At 71.3% G+C, this 22,464-nt stretch carries 18 protein-coding genes; 11 read left to right on the plus strand and 7 right to left on the minus strand.

Annotated elements, in window-relative coordinates; translation table 11 throughout:
* Nucleotides 1-21: 21 nt before the first annotated feature.
* The 8 genes from FHS44_RS13245 to FHS44_RS13280 all read left to right on the plus strand — a co-directional run bounded on the left by FHS44_RS13245 (nucleotide 22) and on the right by FHS44_RS13280 (nucleotide 11,373).
* On the plus strand, nucleotides 22-819 hold the full coding sequence (locus FHS44_RS13245; RefSeq protein ID WP_184714264.1) for a helical backbone metal receptor: 798 nt from the start codon (nucleotides 22-24) through the stop codon (nucleotides 817-819).
* A 119-nt stretch (nucleotides 820-938) separates the two neighbouring features.
* Nucleotides 939-1,454 (plus strand): lytic polysaccharide monooxygenase auxiliary activity family 9 protein, encoded by a 516-nt coding sequence (locus FHS44_RS13250; protein WP_184714265.1) that lies wholly within the window; start codon nucleotides 939-941, stop codon nucleotides 1,452-1,454.
* A 274-nt stretch (nucleotides 1,455-1,728) separates the two neighbouring features.
* Complete coding sequence (locus FHS44_RS13255) at nucleotides 1,729-5,418, plus strand: nitrate reductase subunit alpha (RefSeq protein WP_184714266.1); 3,690 nt, start codon at nucleotides 1,729-1,731, stop codon at nucleotides 5,416-5,418.
* A complete protein-coding gene (gene narH, locus FHS44_RS13260) occupies nucleotides 5,418-7,043 on the plus strand; it encodes a nitrate reductase subunit beta (protein ID WP_184714267.1) in 1,626 nt (541 codons plus the stop codon). Before FHS44_RS13255 ends, narH begins: the two co-directional genes overlap by 1 nt.
* Nucleotides 7,040-7,669, plus strand: a complete 630-nt coding sequence (narJ, locus tag FHS44_RS13265) for a nitrate reductase molybdenum cofactor assembly chaperone (RefSeq protein ID WP_184714268.1) — start codon at nucleotides 7,040-7,042, stop codon at nucleotides 7,667-7,669. Before narH ends, narJ begins: the two co-directional genes overlap by 4 nt.
* Nucleotides 7,666-8,418 carry a respiratory nitrate reductase subunit gamma gene (gene narI / locus FHS44_RS13270; RefSeq protein WP_184714269.1) on the plus strand — a complete coding sequence of 251 codons (753 nt, stop codon included), beginning with the start codon at nucleotides 7,666-7,668 and terminating at the stop codon, nucleotides 8,416-8,418. Before narJ ends, narI begins: the two co-directional genes overlap by 4 nt.
* Nucleotides 8,391-9,467, plus strand: a complete 1,077-nt coding sequence (locus FHS44_RS13275) for a tellurite resistance/C4-dicarboxylate transporter family protein (RefSeq protein ID WP_221460675.1) — start codon at nucleotides 8,391-8,393, stop codon at nucleotides 9,465-9,467. The genes narI and FHS44_RS13275 overlap by 28 nt, the downstream gene beginning before the upstream one ends.
* A gap of 415 nt (nucleotides 9,468-9,882) precedes the next feature.
* Nucleotides 9,883-11,373 (plus strand): alpha/beta fold hydrolase, encoded by a 1,491-nt coding sequence (locus tag FHS44_RS13280; RefSeq protein ID WP_221460676.1) that lies wholly within the window; start codon nucleotides 9,883-9,885, stop codon nucleotides 11,371-11,373.
* 5 nt (nucleotides 11,374-11,378) lie between these two features.
* Here FHS44_RS13280 and FHS44_RS13285 read toward each other — a convergent pair whose 3' ends face one another.
* Nucleotides 11,379-11,621 carry a PLDc N-terminal domain-containing protein gene (locus tag FHS44_RS13285; protein WP_184714270.1) on the minus strand — a complete coding sequence of 81 codons (243 nt, stop codon included), beginning with the start codon at nucleotides 11,619-11,621 and terminating at the stop codon, nucleotides 11,379-11,381.
* Between the two features lie 70 nt (nucleotides 11,622-11,691).
* Complete coding sequence (locus tag FHS44_RS13290) at nucleotides 11,692-12,240, minus strand: hypothetical protein (protein WP_184714271.1); 549 nt, start codon at nucleotides 12,238-12,240, stop codon at nucleotides 11,692-11,694.
* Nucleotides 12,241-12,421: 181 nt separating this feature from the next.
* Between FHS44_RS13290 and FHS44_RS13295 the strand changes: the two genes are divergently transcribed.
* Both FHS44_RS13295 and ftsH read left to right on the plus strand, forming a co-directional pair.
* Nucleotides 12,422-13,057: a CBS domain-containing protein gene (locus tag FHS44_RS13295; RefSeq protein WP_184714272.1), complete on the plus strand. Its 636-nt coding sequence runs from the start codon at nucleotides 12,422-12,424 to the stop codon at nucleotides 13,055-13,057.
* A gap of 80 nt (nucleotides 13,058-13,137) precedes the next feature.
* The gene (gene ftsH, locus FHS44_RS13300) at nucleotides 13,138-15,072 is read left to right on the plus strand and encodes an ATP-dependent zinc metalloprotease FtsH (protein ID WP_184714273.1); all 1,935 of its coding nucleotides are present in this window, start codon (nucleotides 13,138-13,140) and stop codon (nucleotides 15,070-15,072) included.
* Nucleotides 15,073-15,124: 52 nt separating this feature from the next.
* On the opposite strand, the gene FHS44_RS13305 is transcribed toward ftsH, so the two are convergent.
* Both FHS44_RS13305 and FHS44_RS13310 read right to left on the minus strand, forming a co-directional pair.
* Complete coding sequence (locus FHS44_RS13305; protein ID WP_184714274.1) at nucleotides 15,125-15,562, minus strand: Hsp20/alpha crystallin family protein; 438 nt, start codon at nucleotides 15,560-15,562, stop codon at nucleotides 15,125-15,127.
* 153 nt (nucleotides 15,563-15,715) lie between these two features.
* On the minus strand, nucleotides 15,716-18,049 hold the full coding sequence (locus FHS44_RS13310; protein ID WP_246435532.1) for a phosphoketolase family protein: 2,334 nt from the start codon (nucleotides 18,047-18,049) through the stop codon (nucleotides 15,716-15,718).
* Between the two features lie 309 nt (nucleotides 18,050-18,358).
* On the opposite strand from FHS44_RS13310, the gene FHS44_RS13315 reads away from it, so the two are divergent.
* Nucleotides 18,359-19,030, plus strand: coding sequence for a helix-turn-helix domain-containing protein (locus tag FHS44_RS13315; RefSeq protein ID WP_184714276.1), 672 nt, complete (start codon nucleotides 18,359-18,361; stop codon nucleotides 19,028-19,030).
* On the opposite strand, the gene FHS44_RS13320 is transcribed toward FHS44_RS13315, so the two are convergent.
* Genes FHS44_RS13320 through FHS44_RS13330 form a run of 3 tightly spaced genes read right to left on the minus strand, consistent with a single transcriptional unit; the run spans nucleotide 19,027 to nucleotide 22,462 of the window.
* A complete protein-coding gene (locus tag FHS44_RS13320; protein WP_184714277.1) occupies nucleotides 19,027-20,352 on the minus strand; it encodes a condensation domain-containing protein in 1,326 nt (441 codons plus the stop codon). The genes FHS44_RS13315 and FHS44_RS13320 overlap by 4 nt on opposite strands.
* Nucleotides 20,349-20,810, minus strand: coding sequence for a PaaI family thioesterase (locus FHS44_RS42325; protein ID WP_184714278.1), 462 nt, complete (start codon nucleotides 20,808-20,810; stop codon nucleotides 20,349-20,351). The genes FHS44_RS13320 and FHS44_RS42325 overlap by 4 nt, the downstream gene beginning before the upstream one ends.
* Entirely contained in the window at nucleotides 20,807-22,462 is a 1,656-nt protein-coding gene (locus tag FHS44_RS13330; RefSeq protein ID WP_221460677.1) for a beta-ketoacyl synthase N-terminal-like domain-containing protein, read from the minus strand. The genes FHS44_RS42325 and FHS44_RS13330 overlap by 4 nt, the downstream gene beginning before the upstream one ends.
* Nucleotides 22,463-22,464 lie beyond the last annotated feature (2 nt).

The raw sequence follows: 22,464 nt of genomic DNA on the forward strand, positions 1-22,464 counted from the left end.
AGCGCCCTGGAAAGGACCTCCATGACGACCGACGACCTCGGCACCCCCTTCGTGCCGCGCGAGACCGTGCACCGCGTGGTCTCGCTGGTTCCCTCCCTCACCGAGTCGCTCGCCGCGACGGCCCCCGGGCTGCTGGTGGGGGCGACCGCCTGGTGCGAGCGGCCCACGGACCTCGACGTGACGCGGATCGGCGGCACCAAGAACCCCGACGTGGCCGCGATCGTCGCGCTCGGGCCCGACCTGGTGCTGGCCAACGAGGAGGAGAACCGGCCCGCCGACCTGGACGCGCTCCGGGAGGCGGGGGTGCCGGTCTGGGTGACGAGGGTGCGCACGCTCGACGAGGCGTTCGTCTCGCTGCGCCGGATGTTCGCCCTGGCCTGCGGCCTGCCGGAGCCGCCCTGGCTGGCCGAGGCGGAGCGCGCCTGGCGGGCGGTGCCGCCCTCTCCCGTCGTACGGCGGGCGGTCGTGCCCGTCTGGCGCAAGCCCTGGATGGTCCTGGGGCGCGACACCTTCGCCGGGGACCTGCTGCTTCGGCTCGGCGTCGGCAACCTCTACGCCGGGCATCCCGAGCGCTACCCGAGGGTCGGCCTGCCCGAGCTGCTCGCGGCGGGCGCCGACCTCGTGGTGCTGCCCGACGAGCCATACCGTTTCGGTCCTGAGGACGGCCCCGGGTTCTTCCCCGGGGTGCCCACCGCGCTCGTCAGCGGACGCCATCTGACCTGGTACGGACCCTCTCTCGCCGAGGCGCCCGCCGTCCTGGGAAGGGCCCTGGCGGTGAAACAACAAACAAACTTAACTGACAAGAATCTTAACAGTTAGGCATGGATCGAGTTATGCTGCCGACGGCGTCACCGCCCCTGGCGACGCCGTACACCCCCCGAAGGCACCGACGGCGCGCGCCACAACCCCCCGGGCGCGTCGGCTGAAAGGAGCCCAAGATGAGCATCAGGCAGCGCCTGATCACCGCCCTGTCCGTGCTGCTTGCCGTACCCCTGACGGTGGTCCTGACCACCGCGGCCCCGGCGAGCGCCCACGGCTGGATCACCTCCCCGCCCAGCAGGCAGGACATGTGCGCCAGCAGGCGGGTCACCGGATGCGGTGGACTCGAGTACGAGCCGCAGAGCGTCGAGGCCCCCAAGGGCTCGAAGCAGTGCAGCGGCGGCAGCGGATGGCGTGTCCTCGACAACGAGGGCAAGGGCTGGCCCACGACGTCCGTCTCCAGCACGGTCACCTTCCAGTGGCGGCTGACCGCCGCGCACCGGACCAGCACCTGGCAGTACTACGTCGACGGTGCCCTGTTCAAGACCTTCAACCAGGGCAACACCCAGCCGCCGTCGAACATCTCACACACCATCAGCGGTCTTCCCGGCGGTCGCCACAAGATCCTCGCCGTCTGGAACGTCGCCGACACCGTGAACGCCTTCTACAACTGCGTCGACGTCCAGGTCGGCTGACCCGGACCTGACCCCGTGGGAGGGCGTGCGCCCCGCCCTCCCCTCTCCCCGGAAGTGCCTTTCCACACCCGGAGACCACCCATCTTTCCCGGCGGGAAACGCAAAGGCGGCCCCTTCCCAGAGGCGGCCTCTATATCCACATAAAAGCGATATATCCCCAGGTCAGAACCCCTGCGATGACCCCGGCTATTAGAGCAATTTAATCGCCATATTTCACCCAACGAATCAAACGGCATTGCCTTTCCGGCATATCGTTTCAATTCGGGGTGATCTTATGGCAGAACCGGCGGCTCCTCCGCCGCCCGGCGGCAAGCCGGTCGAGGCGCTGCTGCGCGCCGCGCAGTTCTTCACCGCGGGCACGCCCTCGCGGGACCAGCACGACGTGTACCACGCCGACGGCCGGGGCGCCGAGGAGTTCTACCGCGAGCGCTGGCGCCACGACAAGGTGGTGCGCTCGACCCACGGGGTGAACTGCACCGGGTCGTGCTCCTGGAAGGTCTACGTCAAGGACGGGATCATCACCTGGGAGACCCAGCAGACCGACTACCCCTCGACCGGGGCCGACTCCCCCGAGTACGAGCCGCGCGGCTGCCCGAGAGGCGCGGCGTTCTCCTGGTACACCTACTCCCCCTCCCGGGTGCGCTACCCCTACGTGCGCGGACCCCTGCTGGAGCTGTGGCGGCAGGCGCGCGAGCGGCTCGGCGACCCGGTCCTGGCCTGGGCGGAGATCACCGGCGACCCCGAGAAGGCGGCCCGGTACAAACAGGCGCGGGGAAAGGGCGGGTTCGTCCGCTCCACCTGGTCCGAGGTGAACGAGCTGATCGCCGCGGCCCACGTGCACACCATCAAGGAGTACGGTCCCGACCGGATCGCGGGCTTCTCCCCCATCCCCGGGATGTCGCTGGTGTCCTACACGGCCGGGACGCGCTTCCTGTCGCTGGTCGGCGGCACCATCCTGTCGTTCTACGACTGGTACGCCGACCTGCCCATCGCCTCGCCCCAGGTCTTCGGCGACCAGACCGACGTTCCCGAGTCCGGCGACTGGTGGAACTCCTCCTACCTGATGGTCTGGGGGACGAACCTGCCCATCACCCGCACCCCGGACGCGCACTTCATGACCGAGGCGCGCTACCGGGGACAGAAGGTCGTCGTGGTCTCCCCCGACTTCTCCGACCACACCAAGTTCGCCGACGACTGGCTCGCGGCCAAACCGGGAACCGACGGCGCGCTGGCCATGGCCATGGGGCACGTCGTGCTCTCCGAGTTCTTCCGCGACCGCCAGGTGCCCTACTTCACCGACTACGTCAAGACCTACACCGACCTGCCGTTCCTGGTGACGCTGGACGAGCGCGGCGACGCCCACGTGCCCGGCCGCTTCCTGACCGCCGCCGACCTCGGCGACACCGGCGAGGGGGCCGCGCACAAGCAGGTGCTGCTCGACGCGGCGGACGGCGCGCCGAAGGTGCCCAACGGCTCGCTCGGCTTCCGCTTCGGCGAGGCGGGCAAGGGCCGCTGGAACCTCGACCTCGGCGGGATCGACCCCCTGCTGACCCTGTACGGCGGGCACACCGGCGCCGTGGCCGTGGACCTGCCCCGCTTCGACGCCGGGGCTACCGAGGGCGGCACGAGCGTGCGCCGCGGGGTGCCGGTCACCAGGGTCGGCGGCCACCTGGTCACGACGGTCTTCGACCTGGTGATGGCCCACTACGCCGTACGGCGCGACGGCCTTCCCGGGCGGTGGCCCGAGAGTTACGACGACCCCGAGCCGTTCACCCCCGCCTGGCAGGAGCCGATCACCTCGGTGCCCGCCGCCGCGGCGACCAGGGTGGCCAGGGAGTTCGCCCGCAACGCGGAGGTCTCCCGGGGCCGGTCGATGATCTGCATGGGCGGCGGGACCAACCAGTGGTGCAACTCCGACCAGACCTACCGGGCCTTCCTCACGTTGATCATGCTGTGCGGCTGCCAGGGGGTCAACGGCGGCGGCTGGGCCCACTACGTCGGGCAGGAGAAGATCCGCCCGCTCACCGGCTGGACGCAGCTCGCCTTCGCGCTCGACTGGCAGCGCCCGGCCCGGCAGACGGCCGCGACGCCGTACTGGTACCTGCACACCGACCAGTGGCGCTACGAGACGTTCGGCGCGGGGCAGCTTTCCAGCCCGCTCGGGCGCGGGCTGTTCGAGGGCCGCTCCTTCGCCGACTGCGTCGTGCAGGCCCAGCGGCTCGGCTGGACGTCGGCGGCCCCCGCCTTCGACCGCAACCCGCTCGACCTGGCCGACGAGGCCGCGCGGGCCGGGCGGCCTGTCGCCGACCACGTGGTGGACGAGCTGAGGGCGGGGCGGCTGCGCTTCGCCGCCGAGGATCCCGACGACCCGCGCAACTTCCCGCGTGTCCTGACGGTCTGGCGGGCCAACCTGTTCGGCTCCTCGGGCAAGGGCATGGAGTACTTCATGCGTCACCTGCTCGGCACCGAGGACGCGGTCAGGGCCGAGGAGTCGCCGCCCGCCGTACGGCCCGTGGAGGTGACCTGGCGCGAGGAGGCGCCGCGCGGCAAGCTCGACCTGCTCGTCACCGTGGACTTCAGGATGACCGGGACCTGCACCTACTCGGACGTGGTGCTGCCCGCCGCGACGTGGTACGAGAAGCACGACCTGTCGACCACCGACATGCACCCGTTCATCCACTCCTTCAACCCGGCCATCGCCCCGCCGTGGGAGGCGCGCACCGACTTCGAGGTGTTCACGGGATTCGCCGACGAGGTCTCCAGGCTCGGCGCCGTACACCTGGGCGTCCGCACCGACGTGGTGGCCGCGCCGCTCGCCCACGACACCCCGGACGAGCTGGCCCAGCCGGCCGGTCTGGTGCGCGACTGGAAGGCGGGGCAGTGCGAGCCGGTGCCGGGCGTGACGATGCCGAAGCTGGTCACGATCGAGCGGGACTACGGCGCCGTCGGGGAGAAGATGACGGCGCTCGGCCCGCTCGTCAGCACCCTCGGCACCGCGTGCAAGGGCATCTCCTGGGTGCCGACGGTCGCCGTCGAGCAGCTCGGGCGGGACAACGGCCTGGTGCGCGGCGGTCCCGGCGACGGCCGTCCCCGGCTGGACACCGACGTGAACATGGCCGAGGCCATCATGACGCTCTCGTGCAGCACCAACGGACGGCTCGGCGTCCTGGGCTGGAAGGCGCTCCAGGAGCGCACCGGGGTGAGCTTCGCCGACCTGGCCGAGGAGAACGCCGGGCGGCGCATCAGCTTCACCGACACCCAGGTGCAGCCCAGGGCCGTGTTCGTCTCCCCCGAGTGGTCGGGCCTGGAGAACGGCGGGCGGCGCTACTCGCCGTTCACGATGAACGTCGAACGCCTCAAGCCGTGGCACACGCTGACCGGGCGCATGCACTTCTTCCTCGACCACGACTGGCTCGTCGAGTACGGCGAGACCCTGCCGAACTACCGTCCTCCGCTCAACTACGCCCGGTTGTTCGGCCCCCAGGGGCTCGCGGAGGAGGGCCGTCCCGAGGTGACGGTGCGCTACCTCACCCCGCACTCCAAGTGGTCGATCCACTCCGAGTATCAGGACAACCTGCACATGCTGCGGCTCTTCCGCGGCGGCCCTGTCATCTGGATGAGCCACCGCGACGCCGACCGGATCGGGGTCGCGGACAACGACTGGATCGAGGCCTACAACCGCAACGGCGTGGTCGCCTGCCGGGCCGTGGTCTCCCACCGGATGCCGGAGGGGACGGTCTTCATGTACCACGCCAAGGACCGCAACCTGATGACCCCCTACTCGGAGATCTCGGGCTGGCCCGGAGGCGCGGACAACTCGCTGACCAGGGTGCTCGTCAAGCCGACCCACATGATCGGCGGGTACGGCCAGCTCACGTTCGCCTTCAACTACTACGGCCCGGCGGGGTTCCAGCGGGACGAGTTCGTCGTCATCCGCAGACGGTCTCAGGAGGTGCGGTTCTGATGCGCGTCATGGCGCAGGTCGCGATGGTGATGAACCTCGACAAGTGCATCGGCTGTCACACCTGCTCGGTCACCTGCAAGCAGGTCTGGACCAACCGTCCTGGCCTGGAGTACGTCTACTTCAACAACGTCGAGACCAAACCCGGCGTCGGCTATCCCAGGCGCTACGAGGACCAGCGGCAGTGGCGGGGCGGCTGGAAGCTCGACAGGAAGGGACGGCTCACGCTCAAGGCGGGCGGCAGGCTGCGCCGCCTGCTGCAGATGTACTACAACCCCGACCTGCCCTCGATCGACGACTACGGCGAGCCGTGGACCTACGACTACCGCACCGTCATCGACGCGCCGCTGGGCACGGTCAACCCCAGCGCGCACTCCATCTCCACCCTCACCGGCGAGGACATGCGCATCCGGTGGGGCAGCAACTTCGACGACGACCTCGCGGGCGGCCCCGAGCACGCCCCGGACGACCCCGATCTCGAAGGGCTCCAGGAGCGGGTGCGGATGGAGTTCGAGCAGGTCTTCATGTTCTACCTGCCGCGCATCTGCGAGCACTGCCTCAACCCGTCGTGCGTGGCCTCCTGCCCTTCCGGGGCGATGTACAAGCGCGAGGAGGACGGCATCGTCCTGGTGGACCAGAACCGGTGCCGGGGCTGGCGGTTCTGCGTCTCCGGCTGCCCGTACAAGAAGGTGTACTTCAACTACAAGACCGGCAAGGCCGAGAAGTGCACGTTCTGCTTCCCCAGGATCGAGTCGGGCCAGCCGACGATCTGCTCGGAGACGTGCGTGGGACGGCTGCGCTATCTCGGGCTGCTGCTCTACGACGCCGACGCGGTGCTCGCCGCCGCCTCTACGCCCGACCCGCAGGACCTCTACGAGGCGCAGCTCTCGGTGTTCCTCGACCCGGAGGACCCGCACGTCAGGGCGGAGGCCGCGCGCAGCGGCATCGCGGACGACTGGATCGAGGCGGCCAGGCGCTCCCCGGTCCACGCCCTGGCCGTACGGCACCGCGTGGCGCTGCCGCTGCACCCGGAGTTCCGCACGCTGCCCATGGTCTGGTACATCCCGCCGCTGTCGCCGGTCGCCGATGTCGCGCACGCCGAGGGCTACGACCCGGCCGACCCCGACCGGGTCTTCGCCGCCATCGACGCGCTGCGGGTGCCCGTGGAGTATCTCGCCAACCTCTTCACCGCGGGCAAGGCGGAGACCGTGCGCCTGGTGCTGCGCAGGCTCGCCGCGGTCAGGGCCGTCATGCGGGACGTGCAGCTCGGCAGGGACCCCGGGGAGGAGGTGCCGCGCTCGGTCGGCATGAGCCCCGACGACATCGACGACCTGTACCGGCTGCTGGCCATCGCCAAGTACGAGGACCGCTACGTCATCCCGCAGGTCCACGCCGAGGAGGCCGGGGCGCTGACCGCCCAGCACCAGCAGCTCTTCTGCAGCCTCGACGGCGAGGGCGGCCCCGGCATGGGCGGCCAGGGCTACCCGCCGCCCGCGGGGAGGGCCGCCGCCGGGGAACCGCCGATGTTCCAGGGGCAGGACGGGCGGCTGCACGCCAACCTGCTCGGCTGGGACGGCACCGGCGACCCGTCGCGGCTGTTCCCCGACGCCCAGGGGGAGGCGACGTGAACGCGGCAGAGACGGCGTGCAAGCTGGCCTCGGTGCTGCTGCAGTATCCGCACCCGGCGCTGTTCGAGGGGACGGACCGGCTTGAGGAGACCGCCCGCGCCACTCCCAGGGCGTCGCGGGCGGAGTTCGCCGCCTTCCTGGCCTGGCTGCGGGCCGAACCGCCCGGTGAGGTCGTCAGGCACTACGTGGAGACCTTCGACCTGCGGCACCGCTGCACCCTCTACCTGAGCTACCACCGCCACGGCGACACGCGGGGGCGCGGGATGGCGATGCTCGCCTACAAGGCCGCCTACCGGCGCGCGGGGCTGCTGCCCTCGGAGGACGAGCTTCCCGACTTCCTGCCGCTGGTGCTGGAGTTCGCCGCCCTCCACCCGGAGGGGATGGCGCTGCTGCGGCGCCGCCGTACCGACCTCGACCTGCTCAGGCGGTCGCTCGACGCGGCGGGCACGCCGTACACGCGGGTCGTCGAGGGGGTCTGCGCGCTGCTGCCGGGGTTGCGGCGCGCGGAGCTGAGGGCGGTGCGGACGCTGTGGGAGAGCGGCCCGCCCGCGGAGGAGGTCGGGCTCGAACCGTTCGCGCCCCCGGAGTACCTCTCCGGTCTGGCCGGTGGACAGGAGAGACGATGAACGGCGTCGGCGCCACGGACATCTTCTGGTGGGTCGTCCTGCCCTACGTGGCGATGACCGTCTTCGTGGTCGGCCACGTGTGGCGGTGGCGCTACGACAGGTTCGGCTGGGACTGCTACTCGACCGAGCTGCTGGAGCACCGGCTGCTCAAGTGGGGGGCGCCGCTGTTCCACTACGGGGCCTTCGCCGCGATCCTCGGGCACGTCATGGGCGTCCTCGTGCCGATCTCCTTCACCCAGGCCCTCGGCATCCCCGAGGAGGTCTACCGGTGGTTCTCCGCGGTCGGCGGCGCGCTGGCCGCGGTGGTGGTCGTCGTCGGCATCGCGATCCTGGCCAGCCGCAGGATGCTCGTCTCCCGCGTCAGGGCCACCACGGCGAAGATCGACTACGTCGCGCTGGTGCTGCTGTTGATCATCGTGATCACCGGGGTCATCCCCACCATCTGGCTGAACCTGCTGGGGCCGGGTTACAACTACCGGCTCACCGTCGCCCCGTGGTTCCGCGGCCTGTTCACCGGCTCGCCCGACGTCGAGGCCATGGTGAGCGCTCCCGCCGTCTACCAGATCCACGCCACGGCCGCCTGGGTGCTGTGGGCGGTCTGGCCGTTCAGCCGCCTGGTCCACGCCTGGAGCTTCCCGCTGTGGTACCTGTGGCGGCCGTTCGTCGTCTACCGCAGCCGAGGGATCATCATGCCTCCCGAGCCCGGTACGGCGGGCCGCAGGTGGCGCAAGATCGGCGGTCCCGCCTGAGGGCCCCCGAGGCCGTCCGCGACCTGGAGCCCGCCTACTTCGCCATGGTGATGGCGACGGGCATCATCTCGGTGGACACGCGGACCATGGGCCTGAACGTGCCCTCGGCCGTGCTGCTCTGGGTGGGGATCGCGGGCTACGCCGTACTGCTCGCGCTGTCGGGGTGGCGGTTGCTCGGCTGCCGGGCGGAGATGGCGCGTGACCTGGGCGACCCGGCGAAGGCCTTCGGGTTCTTCACCTTCGTCGCGGCGACCAACCTGCTCGGCACCAGGATCGCCCTGGACGGCCACCTGGGGATCGCGGCGGTGTTCTTCGTGGTCGGCGCGCTCTGCTGGCTCGTCATGGCCTATCTCGTCCCCTGGGCGAGCGTGCTGCGGCGCGAGGGCCTCAGGGACCTGGCGCGGGCCAACGGGACCTGGTTCGTCTGGGTGGTCGGCGGGCAGTCCGTGGCGATCCTGGCCGCGACGCTCGAACACGCCGGGGCCGGGCCGAGGGACGCGCTGGCGCTGTTCGCGGTGGCGATCTGGTCGGTCTCCATGTGGCTCTACCTGCTGGTCGGCGTCGTCGTGGCGTTCCGGCTGATGCTGTTCCAGATGGACCCCGGCGAGCTGACGCCGCCCTACTGGGTCGCGATGGGCGCCAACGCGATCAGCGTGGTCGCGGCGGCGAGGATCGCGGGCATGCGGGAGGCTCCGGCCGCCGAGGTGGTCCACGACTTCGCCCTGCACGTGGGGGTGCTCTTCTGGTCGTTCGCGACCTGGGTGTTCGTCGCGCTGCTCCTGGCGGGCTGGTGGCGGCACGTACGGCGTGGCGTCCCGCTGCGCTACGGGCCGGGGCTGTGGAGCCTGGTCTTCCCCCTCGGCACCTACGCCGCCGCCTCCCACGGTCTCGGCGCGGCGACCGGCCTCGGGCTGGTGACGGCCTTCGGCGACGTGGAGGTGTGGTTCGGGCTGCTGGCGTGGGTGCTCACGTTCTGCGCGATGGTGGTGTACCTGACCCGCGCGTTCACCCGCCCCCGGGCCGGGCGGGAGGGCCCCACGCGCCCCTGAACGAACCGGTCGGTGATCTCCAGGCGGCGGCCCGAGCGTTCCGGCCCTCCAGGCAAACACTCAGAGTGGCGATATATCACTCTAAAATGCCACATATCGCACATGACGTTAATCGCCGGTAGCATCCCAAGAGCCAGAAGATCAACAAGAAACAGGCGTCAACGGCCCGCGGACCGCCTCCCCTGGTCCGGAGGGCCACAGCCATCCGGTGACGAGCCGCCAACGCGGTTCGCGCGGACCCTTCGCGGCTCCGCGCGGCCCCGTGCGGCTCCGGCGTGGTCTTCGCGCGGCCCCCGCGGGGCTCCGTGCGGCGCGGCTCTCGCGGGGCTTCTACGACCCCGCCGCCCGGTGCGGCACGGCCCCGGTGGTGCGCCGTGCGAACGGCCCCCGCCGGCCGGTCGATGATTGGAGCGATTTGCGAAAAAGACTTTCCAAGCTCGTCATCGCCCTCGTGGCGACGGCGACCCTCCTGCCCGCCTCGATGGCGGGGGCGGCCTGCGCGGCGGTCTCCGGAGAGGGCAGGGAGACCACCGCGGGACGCGGCATCAACTGGGGGCCGTGCGAGGAGGACCCGGCCGTCGAGTGCGGCACGCTGACAGTCCCGGTCGACTGGGCCAGGCCGTACGGGAGGACGCTCGACCTGGCCTTGGCCCGACGCAAGGCCACCGACCCCTCGGCACGGATCGGGTCCCTCCTCACCAACCCCGGCGGGCCCGGCGGATCGGGCGTGAACGACGTCCTGCGCGCCCCCAGCTTCAGCGACGAGATCCGGCGGCGCTTCGACATCGTCGGCTACGACCCCAGGGGCGTGGCCCGCAGCAACGCGGTGGTCTGCTCGGCGTCGGTGTACAACCGGATGCCGGACCCGATCATGAGGAGCCAGGCCGACCACGACAGGTGGACCGCCTACGCCAGGGAACTGCGCGCGGACTGCAGGCAGCGCACCGGCCCGGTGTACGACCACGTCGACTCGGCCAGCGTGGCGCGTGACATGGACGCCATCCGCGCCGCCCTCGGGGAGCGCAAGCTCACCTCCTACGGGGTCTCCTACGGCACGCTCGCCCAGCAGATGTACGCCGAACTCTTCCCGCAGCGGGTTCGGGCCATGGTGCTGGACAGCAACATGGATCACAGTCTCGGCGTCAGGGAGTTCCAGGAGAGCGAGGCGGCCACCGTCGAGGACTCCTTCGACGAGTTCGCCGCCTGGTGTGACCGGGACGCGGACTGCGCGCTGCACGGGCGCGACGTCCGGCAGGTGTGGCAGGGGCTGATCGGCAGGGCCGAGCGCGGCGAACTCCACTATCCCGGTGTCACGGATCGCCCGCTGAGCGCCCACAACCTCCTCTGGCTCGGCGTGGTCCTCAACGAGGGACCGGCCTGGCGGCAGTTGGCCCGGACGCTCCTCGCCCTGGACGGCGGGCCGGTGCCTCCGGACCTGCCGCCTCCGCCCGGCAACGGGCCGGTGAGCGGGGAACTGGCCGAGCTGCCGACCGCGGTCCTCTGTGAGGACTACGACCTGTCGGTGCGGAGCTACGCGGAGTACGCCGAGCTGATGCGCGGCGTCAACCGCCTCGCCCCGGACATGCGGTACAACCCGATGCCGATGGGGGACATGCCCATCTGCCAGAACCACCCCGTCGGCAACCCGCAGCACCGGCTGCGGTACACGGGCAGTGCTCCGCTGCTGGTCGGCAACTCCCTGCACGACCCCGACACGCCGTACACGTGGTCGGCCAACGTGGCCCGCCAGCTCGGCCCCAAGGCCGTGCTGCTCACCTACGAGGGCTGGGGCCACGGCGTCTACGGCATGACCGAGTGCACCACGAGGGCGATGGACGACTATCTGATCTCGCTGACCGTGCCCGCGCGGGGATCACGCTGCCCGGCGGAGGAGCCTCAGCGGTAGGGGCCTCAGGTCCTGTCACCTGCCCGCCTGCGGCCGAGCAGAAGATAGAGCAGCGGGCCGAACGGCTGCACGAGCAGGACCGGCCACCACAGCCGCCGGTCGCCCCTGACCCGCTCCGCGGGTGCCCGCCACAGGTCAACCGCGGCGGTCGCGGTGAGGGACAGCTCGACCGACGCCACGACCAGGATCGCCGTGCGCTGCCGGTCCGTCAGGTCCCGCCACCGCTTCTGCTGCCTCTGCCTCTTCATCGCGGTCTCCTCAAGACGCGACGGCGCCCGCCCTTGGGTGGGCGGGCGCCGTACTCGTCACTCGTGGGGGTTACTTCAGGGCGGGCAGGGCGCGGACCAGGGGCGTACGGCCCCACCAGGCGCCGATGCCCAGGGTGTCGCCCGCGTTGGCCAGGGCGAGGGCGATCAGGACGACCGCGTAGACCAGATGGTCGTCCATGAAGGGGTTGGTGTCCAGGGGCAGTTCGGCGGCCCACATGAGCAGCAGCATCAGGGTTCCCGCGACGGCGGCGACACGGATGCCCGCGCCGAGGATCAGGGCGGCGCCGATGCCGAGCAGGCCCAGCATGAACAGCCAGTCGACCCAGCCCTGTCCGGCGAGGCCGGTGAACAGGCCGCCGAGGGCGTTCTCTCCGGTGCCCTTGAGGAAGCCGGTCGTGGGGCTGCCTCCCGCGGTCCAGGCCTTCGCGGCCGGAGTCGCGAAGCCCAGGCCGAAGGTCTTGTCCAGGAAGGCCCACAGGAAGATCCAGCCGATGGCGATCCGCGCGACGGCCAGGGCGTAGTCGGCCGGGCGCCTTCCGGTGGCGGCGGGAGCGGTGGTGGGGGTAGGGGTGACGCGCCGTCCTTCGGTGGTGGCCATGTCCGTTCCTCTCTCGGGGGGTGTCTCCATCACACTCCTTCCCGCCGCCGTTGCGCAGAGCCGTACGGCTCGCGCCTCGCGGGACTTTCGGCCTCCACCCCGCCGCTTTTCGGCCCTCCGTGAGGGAACCTCCTAGGTGAGGACCTCCGCCTCTACCCCTGGCCCGCCGTACCGGACTGGGATGGCGGTTGAGAACACGATGGAGGGACGGGTGATGGTCATGCTGGTCCGGGAGGTGATGACCACGGACGTGGTCACGGTCAGCCCCGACGATCCGGTACGGCGGGCGGTACGCGTCCTGTACGGGCACGACGTCACCGCGGCGCCCGTACTGGACGGCGAGGGCCGCCTGGTGGGGGTCATCAGCGAGATGGACCTGCTGCGCGGCGAGTTCGAGCGTGACCCCCGCTCCAGCGCCAGGATCGTCCTGGGGCACTCCGCGCCCGTGCCGTACACCGTGGCCGACGTGATGACCTCGGAGGTCACGACCGTGACGGAGACGACCGACGTCACCGCGGCGATCGACCTGATGATCTGCAAGCGGGTCAAGAGCCTGCCGGTGACCAGGGGGGACCGGGTGGTCGGCATGCTCAGCCGCCGTGACCTGCTCGCCCTGCTGGCCCGTCCCGACGAGGACATCCGCGCCGACGTGCTGACCGCGCTGGACGAGCAGTACCCCACGGGACCCTCCTGGGAGGTGACGGTGCGTGACGGGATGGTCGAGCTGCGCGGCCGCCACGCCGCCAGCGTCGACGACATCGCCGACCTGCTCGCCCGTACCGTCCCCGGGGTGGTCAGGGTCAGACACCTGGGCTGATTGGGGTCTTTCGGCCCTGCCGTCACCCCTCTCACGGACGGAGACTGGCCGTAAGGGTGGACCCGACATGGAGGCCATGGATGATCACCCCGATGCGGTCGCTCGGCCGGCACCTGACGGGCAAGGCGAAGCCGGGTCCCTCAGGTGACCCGCCGCCCCCGGCGAAGCCACCGCCCGCGGGCGGCTGGCGGAGCTGGCTGCTGCCCATCGGCACGCTGATCGTCCTGGCCTGGCTGCTGATACCGCTGATGTTCGGGGGCGGGTCGCCCGCGCCGTACTCCTACAGCGACTTCATGACCAGGGTGGACGCCGGGCAGGTCAAGACCGTCTCGATCGACGACCAGGGCGCGGTGACCGGCACCCTGAAGGACGGCACCCAGTTCACCAGCCAGATCCCCACCGCGCCCAACGCGAACCAGCTTGAGACCCAGCTTCGCGCCAAGAACGTCCAGACCACGGCGACCCAGTCGGGCGGCTTCCTGTGGTCGGCTTTGATCGGCTTCCTGCCGCTGCTGCTGCTCATCGGCCTGTTCGCCTGGACGGGACGGCAGGCGCAGCAGTCCCTGTCCGGCGGCATCGGCGGGTTCGGCGGCTTCGGCCGCTCCAAGGCGAAGATCATCGAGGCCGAGCGCCCGACCACCAGGTTCGCCGACGTCGCCGGGTACGACGGCGTCAAGCAGGAGATCAGCGAGATGATCGACTTCCTGCGGGCCCCCGAACGCTACGCCGCGGCGGGCGCCAAGCCACCCCGGGGCGTGATCATGGTTGGCCCTCCGGGGACCGGCAAGACGCTCATCGCCAGGGCGGTCGCCGGGGAGGCGGACGTGCCGTTCCTGTCCGTCACCGGCTCGGGGTTCGTGGAGATGTTCGTCGGCGTCGGCGCCTCCCGGGTGCGCGACCTGTTCGACGACGCGCGCAAACGCGCCCCCTCGATCGTGTTCATCGACGAGATCGACGCGATCGGGGGCCGTCGCGGCTCGGGGACGATCACCGGGGGCAACGACGAGCGCGAGCAGACCCTCAACCAGTTGCTCGCGGAGATGGACGGCTTCGACCAGGGCAGCGGGATCGTCGTCCTGGCCGCGACCAACCGGCCCGAGACCCTCGACCCGGCCCTGCTGCGTCCCGGCCGTTTCGACCGGCAGGTGACCGTGCCGCTGCCCAACCAGGCGGAGCGGGCGGCGATCCTGGCCGTCCACACGACGGGCAAGCACTTCACCCCGGACGCCGACCTCGGCGTCGTCGCCCGCGCCACCCCCGGCTTCTCCGGAGCCGACCTGGCCAACCTCGTCAACGAGGCCGCGATCAACGCGGTCAGGGCGGGCCGTACCACCATCACCCCCGACGACCTCGGCGCGGCGCGTGACCGGGTGCTGCTGGGCCGCAGGGAGACCACCAACGCCCTGCTGCCCCAGGAGCGGCACGCGGTCGCGGTCCACGAGTCGGGGCACGCCCTGCTCGCGGCGCTGTGCGAGCACGCCGACCCGGTCGCCAAGGTGACGATCCTGCCCGCGGGGATGACCCTCGGCGTCACCGAGCAGCTTCCCGAGGCCGAGCGGCACCTCTACAGCGAGAGCTACCTGGCCGACCTGCTGGCCGTACGGCTCGGCGGCAGGGCGGCGGAGCTGGTCGTCTTCGGCGAGGGCTCGACCGGCGCCGCGAACGACCTGGCGGGCGCCACCCAGATCGCCACCCGCATGGTGCGCGACTTCGGCCTCTCCCCCGCCCTGGGTCCCGTCGGCTACTCCTCGTCAAGTCCCCAGTACCTCGGCGAGGAGGCCGCCTCCCCGCTGCGCAGGCCGTACTCGGAGCGGACCCAGCAGGTCATCGACGAGGAGGTGTCCCGGCTGCTCGCGGAGGCGGAGAAGCGGGCGGTCGGCCTGCTGCGCGCCCACCGGGGCGCCCTCGACCGGCTGGCGGCGATCCTGCTCGAACAGGAGACCGTCGACGGCGAGGTCGTGGGAGGCGTGCTGCGCGCCGAGCACACGAAGGGCCCACGCGCCCGCGCGTCATAACCGTGCGCGCGGGGGCGGACCGTACGGCGACGGCCCGCCCCGGGGTGTGTGGTCAGCTCTTCTTCTGCTGCCGTGACTGGGACTCGATGGGGATGCGCTTGCCCTCCCGCTCACGCCCGGCGCGTCTGACGCTGACCTCCAGGATCCCCTTGTCGTAGGTGGCCTTGATGTCGTTCTCGTCCGATCCCGGCGGCAGGCTGACCGCGCGGGTGAAGGAGCCGTAGGTGAACTCCGACCTGTGCTGGTCGCGGTGTTCGTCGCGCCGTTCCGCGTGCACGGTCAGAACCCCGTTGGACACCGTGATCTCCACGTCCTTCGCGGGGTCGATCCCCGGCAGCTCGGCCCGTAGGACGTAGCGGTCGTCCTTGATGTAGTCCTCGAACTTGATGGGCTGTGCCGCGGGTGGCCGCAGCGCCGCGAAGGGAAGCTCAAGCCAGTCGAACAGCTCCGGGACGAGGCCTCTCTGCTCACGGCGCATCGGTGTGCTCATGGGTTCCTCCCTGTTCTGGATTCTGTCCCCCCTCTCTCATTTCCCGACATAGGTGGACACAGCGGAAAAAATCCCTAAAGCAAGCGTCTTTCCGGACAGAAACGGCGGAGGGCCGGTCGGGGGAGGTTCCCCGACCGGCCCTCAGGGGACGGCTCAGTACGGCCAGGTCCAGTCGCGCACCTCGGGCAGGTCCTCCCCGTGCTCGCGGGTGTGGGCCCGCGCCCGCAGCCGGGTGTCCACCATCCGCTGGCGCAGCGCCGCGGCCCTGACCGCCAGCCCGGGGACCCGATCGATCACGTCGATGACCAGGTGGTAGCGGTCGATGTCGTTGAGCATCGCCATGTCGAAGGGGGTGGTCGTCGTCCCCTCCTCCTTGTAGCCCCGCACGTGCAGCCCGGCGTGGTTGGTGCGCCGGTAGGTCAGCCGGTGGATCAGCCAGGGGTAGCCGTGGAAGTTGAAGATGACCGGCCTGTCCGGGGTGAACAGCGCGTCGAACTCCGCGTCCTTCATGCCGTGCGGGTGCTCGGACGGCTGCTGCAGGCGCATCAGGTCCACCACGTTGACCACCCTGACCCTCAGCTCGGGCAGGTGCTCGCGCAGCAGCGCGGCCGCGGCCAGCGTCTCCAGGGTGGGCACGTCCCCGGCGCAGGCGAGCACCACGTCGGGTCCCGTCGCGGTCTCGTCGCGGGAGAGGTTCTCCGTGCCCGCCCACTCCAGGATGCCCAGGCCCCTGGTGCAGTGCGCGATCGCCTCGTCCATGGTGAACAGGTCGAGCACCGGCTGCTTGCCCGCGACGACCACGTTCACGTAGTCCCGCGAGCGGAGGCAGTGGTCGCCGACCGAGAGCAGCGTGTTGGCGTCCGGCGGCAGGTAGACCCGGACCACCTCGGCCTTCTTGTTCACGACCACGTCGAGGAAGCCCGGGTCCTGGTGGCTGAACCCGTTGTGGTCCTGACGCCACACGTGCGAGGACAGCAGGTAGTTCAGCGAGGCGACCGGCGCCCGCCAGCCGATCTTCTTCGACGACTCCAGCCACTTGGCGTGCTGGTTGAACATCGCGTCCACGATGTGGATGAACGCCTCGTAGCAGTTGAACAGGCCGTGCCTGCCGGTCAGCAGGTATCCCTCAAGCCAGCCCTGGCACAGGTGCTCGCTGAGCACCTCCATCACCCGTCCACCGGCGGCCAGGTGCTCGTCCGTCGGCAGGACCTCGGCGTCCCAGGCGCGGTCGGTGGTCTCGAACACCGCGGAGAGCCGGTTGGAGGCGGTCTCGTCCGGCCCGAGCAGCCGGAAGGTCTCCGGGTTGGCGGCGATCACGTCGCGCAGCCACGTCCCGAGCACCCTGGTCGGCTCGGAGGACTCGGCGGCCGGGGACTTGACCTGCACCGCGTAGTCACGGAAGTCGGGCAGCGCCAGCGGGCGCAGCAGCACCCCACCGTTGGCGTGCGGGCTGGCGCTCATCCGTCGCTCGCCCTCGGGCACCGTGACGGTGATCTCGGCGACCGGGCGGCCGAGCTCGTCGAACAGCTCCTCGGGGCGGTAGGAACGCATCCACTCCTGGAGCATCTCCCGGTGCCCCGCGTCGTCGCGGACCCCGGCCAGCGGCACCTGGTGGGCCCGCCAGGTGCCCTCGATCGGCACCCCGTCCACGACGGCCGGGCCGGTCCAGCCCTTCGGGGAGCGCAGCACGATCATCGGCAGCCTGCCGCCGTCGCCCTCCTTGTAGGCGGCGATCTGGTCGAACACCGTCTCCAGGGTCTCGGCCATCAGCTCGTGCATGGCGGCCGGTTCGTCACCGGAGACCAGGTGGGGGCGGTAGCCGTACCCCTCAAGCAGCTTGACCAGCTCGTCCTCGGGGATCCTGGCCAGGACCGTGGGGTTGGCGATCTTGTAGCCGTTCAGGTGCAGGATCGGCAGCACGACCCCGTCACGGGCGGGGTCGGTGAACTTGTTGGAGTGCCAGCTCGCCGCGAGCGGGCCGGTCTCGGCCTCGCCGTCCCCGATCACACAGGCGACCACCAGGTCGGGGTTGTCGAACGCCGCGCCGTAGGCGTGGGCCAGGCTGTAGCCCAGCTCACCGCCCTCGTGGATCGAACCGGGCGTCTCGGGGGCGACATGACTGGGGATGCCGCCGGGGAAGGAGAACTGGCGGAACAGCTTCCGCATCCCGGCCGCGTCCCTGGTCACCCCGGGGTAGCGCTCGGTGTAGGTGCCCTCAAGCCAGGCGTGGGCCACCGCCGCCGGGCCACCGTGCCCGGGACCGGCGATGTAGATCATCTCCTGGTCCCTGGCGTTGATGACCCGGTTGAGGTGCGCGAAACAGAAGTTCAGCCCGGGGGTCGTGCCCCAGTGGCCGAGCAACCGGGGTTTGATGTGCTCGGGGGTGAGCGGCTCGGTCAGCAAGGGGTTGTCCAGCAGGTAGATCTGCCCGACCGACAGATAGTTCGCCGCCCGCCAGTACATGTCAACTCTCCGCAGCGTGTCCATGTCCATGAGCATTTCCATCCTTCGTGTGGTCGGCCAGGGACCTTGGTCCCGTCTTCGCCGTCCCTCTCCTCTTCACCCTGACTTCGGGACGGTTTCTGACCTTTTTCTGATGCTGTGTCCGGTCCGCGGGCACGGAACAAGGCGCCCCTACCCCGTGCGCCACCGCCTCATCCCCTGCTTCCCCGATGCCGTACGGCCCCGCCCGGAAGGACCCTTCGGCCCTCGCGCCGTCCCCGTCCCCTACGGTGGAATATGGGGCGGGACACACCGTCCCGCGAACCGCCGTCCACCTCTCATCGGGAGACTTCCATGACCGAACGCATGACGACGCCGGGCGACCTGGGCCGCCGACTGGCCAGGCGGCGTGCGGATCTGGGACTGACCCGCGACCAGTTGGCCGGGCGGGCGGGGATCGACCCGCTGTACCTCGCCTACCTTGAGGAGAACCCCGCCGTCCCGCCCGCGGGGACCGTGCGCAGGCTGGCCACCGCCCTGGAGACCGGGGTCACCGAGCTGCTCGGCGGCACCGTCGACCTGCCGCCAGGCCGGGGCCGTGCCGCCGCCTCCCCCCACCTGGACAAGCTCGACCCCGAGGAGTGCCTGCGGCTGATCGCCCCCGGTGGCGTCGGCAGGGTCGCCTTCAACGAGATCGAGGGGCCGCTCGTCCTGCCGGTCAACTACGCCGTGCACAACGGCGCCGTCGTCTTCCGCACCGCCTTCGGCGGCCCGCTCGACGACAACCTGCGCACCGGGGTGCGGGGCGCCGAGTTCAAGGTCGCCTTCGAGGTCGACCGGATCGACGAGGCGGGCAGGGAGGGCTGGAGCGTGCTCATCCGGGGCGGCGCCCACCACGTGGAGACCGGCGAGGAGCGCGAGGACGCCTCGGCCTCCGGCGTCGAGCCCTGGGCGGGCGGCGAGCGCGAGCTGTACGTCACGATCGTCCCCACCGAGATCAGCGGCCGCCGCATCCGGCACGGCTAGAGACGGCCAAGGGGCCTTCCCTGGTCCCAGTCGCGGGCCCAGCCGGTCAGGACGCGTTCCAGGCTGTCGAGGACGAACCCGGCGTCCGCCTCGTCGTGGACGCCCGGGTGGGCCGCGACCGTGAGGGTCAGCGAGGTGCCGTCGATAATCGGCAGCACGTCGAGGTCGGAGATCCTGCTCTTCTCCGCGGCGAGCGGGGCGAGCGGCCACAGCGGGGTGAAGGAGACATCGGTCCCGAAGGGCGCGGCGGGCGTCGACGGGACGGTGAGGCAGTTGAACATCACCGAGTGCGCCGTCGGCGTCCCGTCCGTCCAGAACCGCCGGTTCAGCGCCTCGGCCATCCCCGTGCCGTACGGCAGCGCCAGCACCCGCCGCAGGCTGTAGGGGCCGGTGAGCATGAGCAGCGCCCGCATCGAGTGCCGGTGGACCTCCGCGACGAACCGTCCCGCCGTCATGTCGCCGGGCGCCGTGACCGGCAGGGGGACGCCCCTGGACAGCAGGCCCGCCCAGTCGGCCTGGCCGCGTTCGCGCCCGGCGCTGACGTCCAGGACCCCGAAGGACTCCCGGCCGAAGTAGGCCCGGACCGCCAGGAACGCCGCCGCCATGACGACCTTCGCCGGGGTCGTCCTGAGCCGCCTGGCCAGGCCGTACAGGGCCACGGTGTCGTCGGCGCCGAGCCGCCGCCCGGCGTGGTGGTAGGAGGTCGCGGGCTCGCTGCCGAACGGGCGGCGGGCGGGCAGGACGGGGACGCCGCCCAGCGAGGACAGGAAGAACTCCCGCTGTCTCGGGGTCAGCTCGTCCCCCTGCGCGCGCTGGTGCCGTACGTAGCGGCGGTAGTGGTCCGCGTCCAGGTCGGGGAGCCTCTCGCCGAGGTAGAGCAGCCGCAGGTCGCGGTTGAGGACGCCGACCGACCAGCCGTCCGCCGCCACGTGCCGGACGGCGAACAGGGCCGCGTGGCCGCCGTCGCCGAGCCGCAGCAGCCGCGCGGTCACCGGCCCCTCCTTCGCCAGGTCCCCCGGCTCGGCGAGGACGCCCTCGAAGAGGCGGGTCAGCTCGGCGTCGTCCGGCGCGCCCGGCAGGAAGGACTCCTCAACCACGAAGCCGCCCGGGGTCGCGATGTCCTGACGCGGCTCCCCGTCGTCCAGGAACATGCGCAGCCGCAGGGCCTGGTGCCTGGCGACGACAGCCTCGAACGCCCGCGTCAGCCGTTCGGGGCGCAGCCCGGCGCCGAACCTGGCGGCGAGGACCGGCACGTTCGTCGCCCTGGCGAACCCCGGCGGCATGTTCTCCGCCTGCTGCAGGGACAGCGGAAACGTCGTCATGCCTGGAAGTCGGGGCTGAGCACCTGCCTTGACGGCAGCGCGAACTGCATCGTCGTCACGGCGACCAGGCCGCCCTTGGCGTCGCTGATCCGCCCGTTCGCCACCGCCATCCTGCGGCCCAGCCTGACGACCTCGATGACGACCGTGAGCGGGCCCGGCTCGGCCGCTTCGAGCAGACTGACGCTGCCGTGCGTCAGCACCCCGGTCAGCACCCGGCCCGCGTAGGCGTTTATCGCGAGAAAAGATGACAGGTCGGCCGCCTTGAAGATCGTCGGGCCGGACAGCGTGCCGCCCGGCCTGCACTCAAGTCCCTCGGCGCCCGCCGTGACGACCACCCGGTGCGGTGAGATCTCCTCGACCCACAGCCCGGAGTCCGGCCAGTACTCGGTGACCAGCCCGCGCACCTCGTCGATCGAGAGGCGGGGACACAGCCCCACCCGTTCCTGCGGCTGTGTCACGACGCCTCTCCCCTGTCTCTCTCGACGACATGCCTGACGTGCTGCCAGGGGTAGGACGGCAGCGTCGCGACCGCCCGCACGGCCTCCGCCACGGACCACGGTGGCGGCTCGTCCTCGGCGAGCGGGCGCACGGCCGGATGGCCGACACCGTGCGCGAGCGCCTCGACGGCCTCGCCCGCCGCCGCCACCGAGCCCGCCTCGATCCACACCGTACGGCTCTGCCGCGTCCTGCCGTGGGTCGCGGTGTGGGCGAAGGCCGGGTAGCCGGTCTCGTCGAGGGCCGCGAGGTGCTTGCCGTACCGGGCGGCGAGTTCCCCGAGCGCGGCCGGGGTTCGGGCGGAGACCGTGAACCCGGGCACCGGACCGCTCACAGGTTCGGCGGCGGGCGCGGCGGACAGCACCGCGTAGGCGTTGGTGCCGCTCATGCCGTAGGAGCAGACCGAGGCCCGCTCCCCCGCCTCGGGTCCCCAGGCCGTGGCCTGGCGCGGGATGACGACGCCGGTCCCCGCCAGGTCGATGCGCGGGTTGAGCGTCTCGAAGCGGGCCTGCGGCGGGATGACCCGGTGTTCGAGGCACAGGACGGCCTTGACCAGCCCCATCACCCCGGCGGCCGACTCGGTGTGGCCGAGGTTGGCCTTGACGGAGCCGACGTGGAGGGTGCGCCCGCCGGTGCGCAGCGCCGTGGTCACGGCCCGCATCTCGACCGGGTCGCCGAGCGGGGTGCCGGTGCCGTGCGCCTCGTGGTAGCCGATGTCCGCCCCGGTCAGGCCGATCCTGGCCAGCAGCGACCCGATGAGCCTGGCCTGGGAGTCGCCGTTGGGGGCGGTGAAGGTGGACGAGTGGCCGTCCTGGTTGATCGCGCTGCCGTCGATCACCGCGTGGACGCGGTCGCGGTCGCGCAGCGCGTCGCCCAGCCGTTTGAGGATGACCACCCCGCACGCCTCGCCGCGCACGAACCCGTTGGCCGCCGCGTCGAAGGGCCGGGAACCGCCGTCGGGGGACAGCGCCCCGGTCCTGCCGACCTCCCTGGTGGTGCGGGGTGACAGGACCAGGTTGACCCCGGCCGCCACGGCGAGGTCGCAGTCGCCCGCGCTGAGGGCACGGCAGGCGGTGTGGACCGCGACGAGGGAGGAGGAGCAGGCCGTGTCCATCGCGAAGGCGGGCCCGCCGAGGCCCAGCGTGTGCGCGATCCGCCCGGCCGAGAAGCTGTGCCCGTTGCCGACCGTCCAGTAGGAGTTGGGCTCCCCCGACAGCCAGTGCCGGTAGTCCTGGCCGGTGATGCCGACGAACACGCCGGTCGTCTCCGCCCCGGACTCCGGCGGGATCGCGGCGTCCTCGAACGCCTCCCAGACGACTTCGAGCAGCAGCCGGTGCTGCGGATCGACCGTGCGGGCCTCGCGCGGCGACATGCCGAAGAACCGCGCGTCGAAGTCGAAAGGATTGTCCAGATAACCACCCCGGGTCACCAGGTCATCCCATTCGGTGCCGAAGGCCGCGCGCCGCTCCGCCGGTAAGTCACCGGTCAGGTCGCGGGCCCGCACAATGGCGTCCCAATATGACGCGGTGTCCGTCACCCCGCCGGGGGCGCGTATTCCGATCCCGACGACGGCGACGCGCTCCCCGATCTGTCCGCCCGATAAACCGGCCGGCACCG

This window comes from Streptosporangium saharense (assembly GCF_014203715.1).
GTDB classification, from domain to species: Bacteria; Actinomycetota; Actinomycetes; order Streptosporangiales; family Streptosporangiaceae; genus Streptosporangium; species Streptosporangium saharense.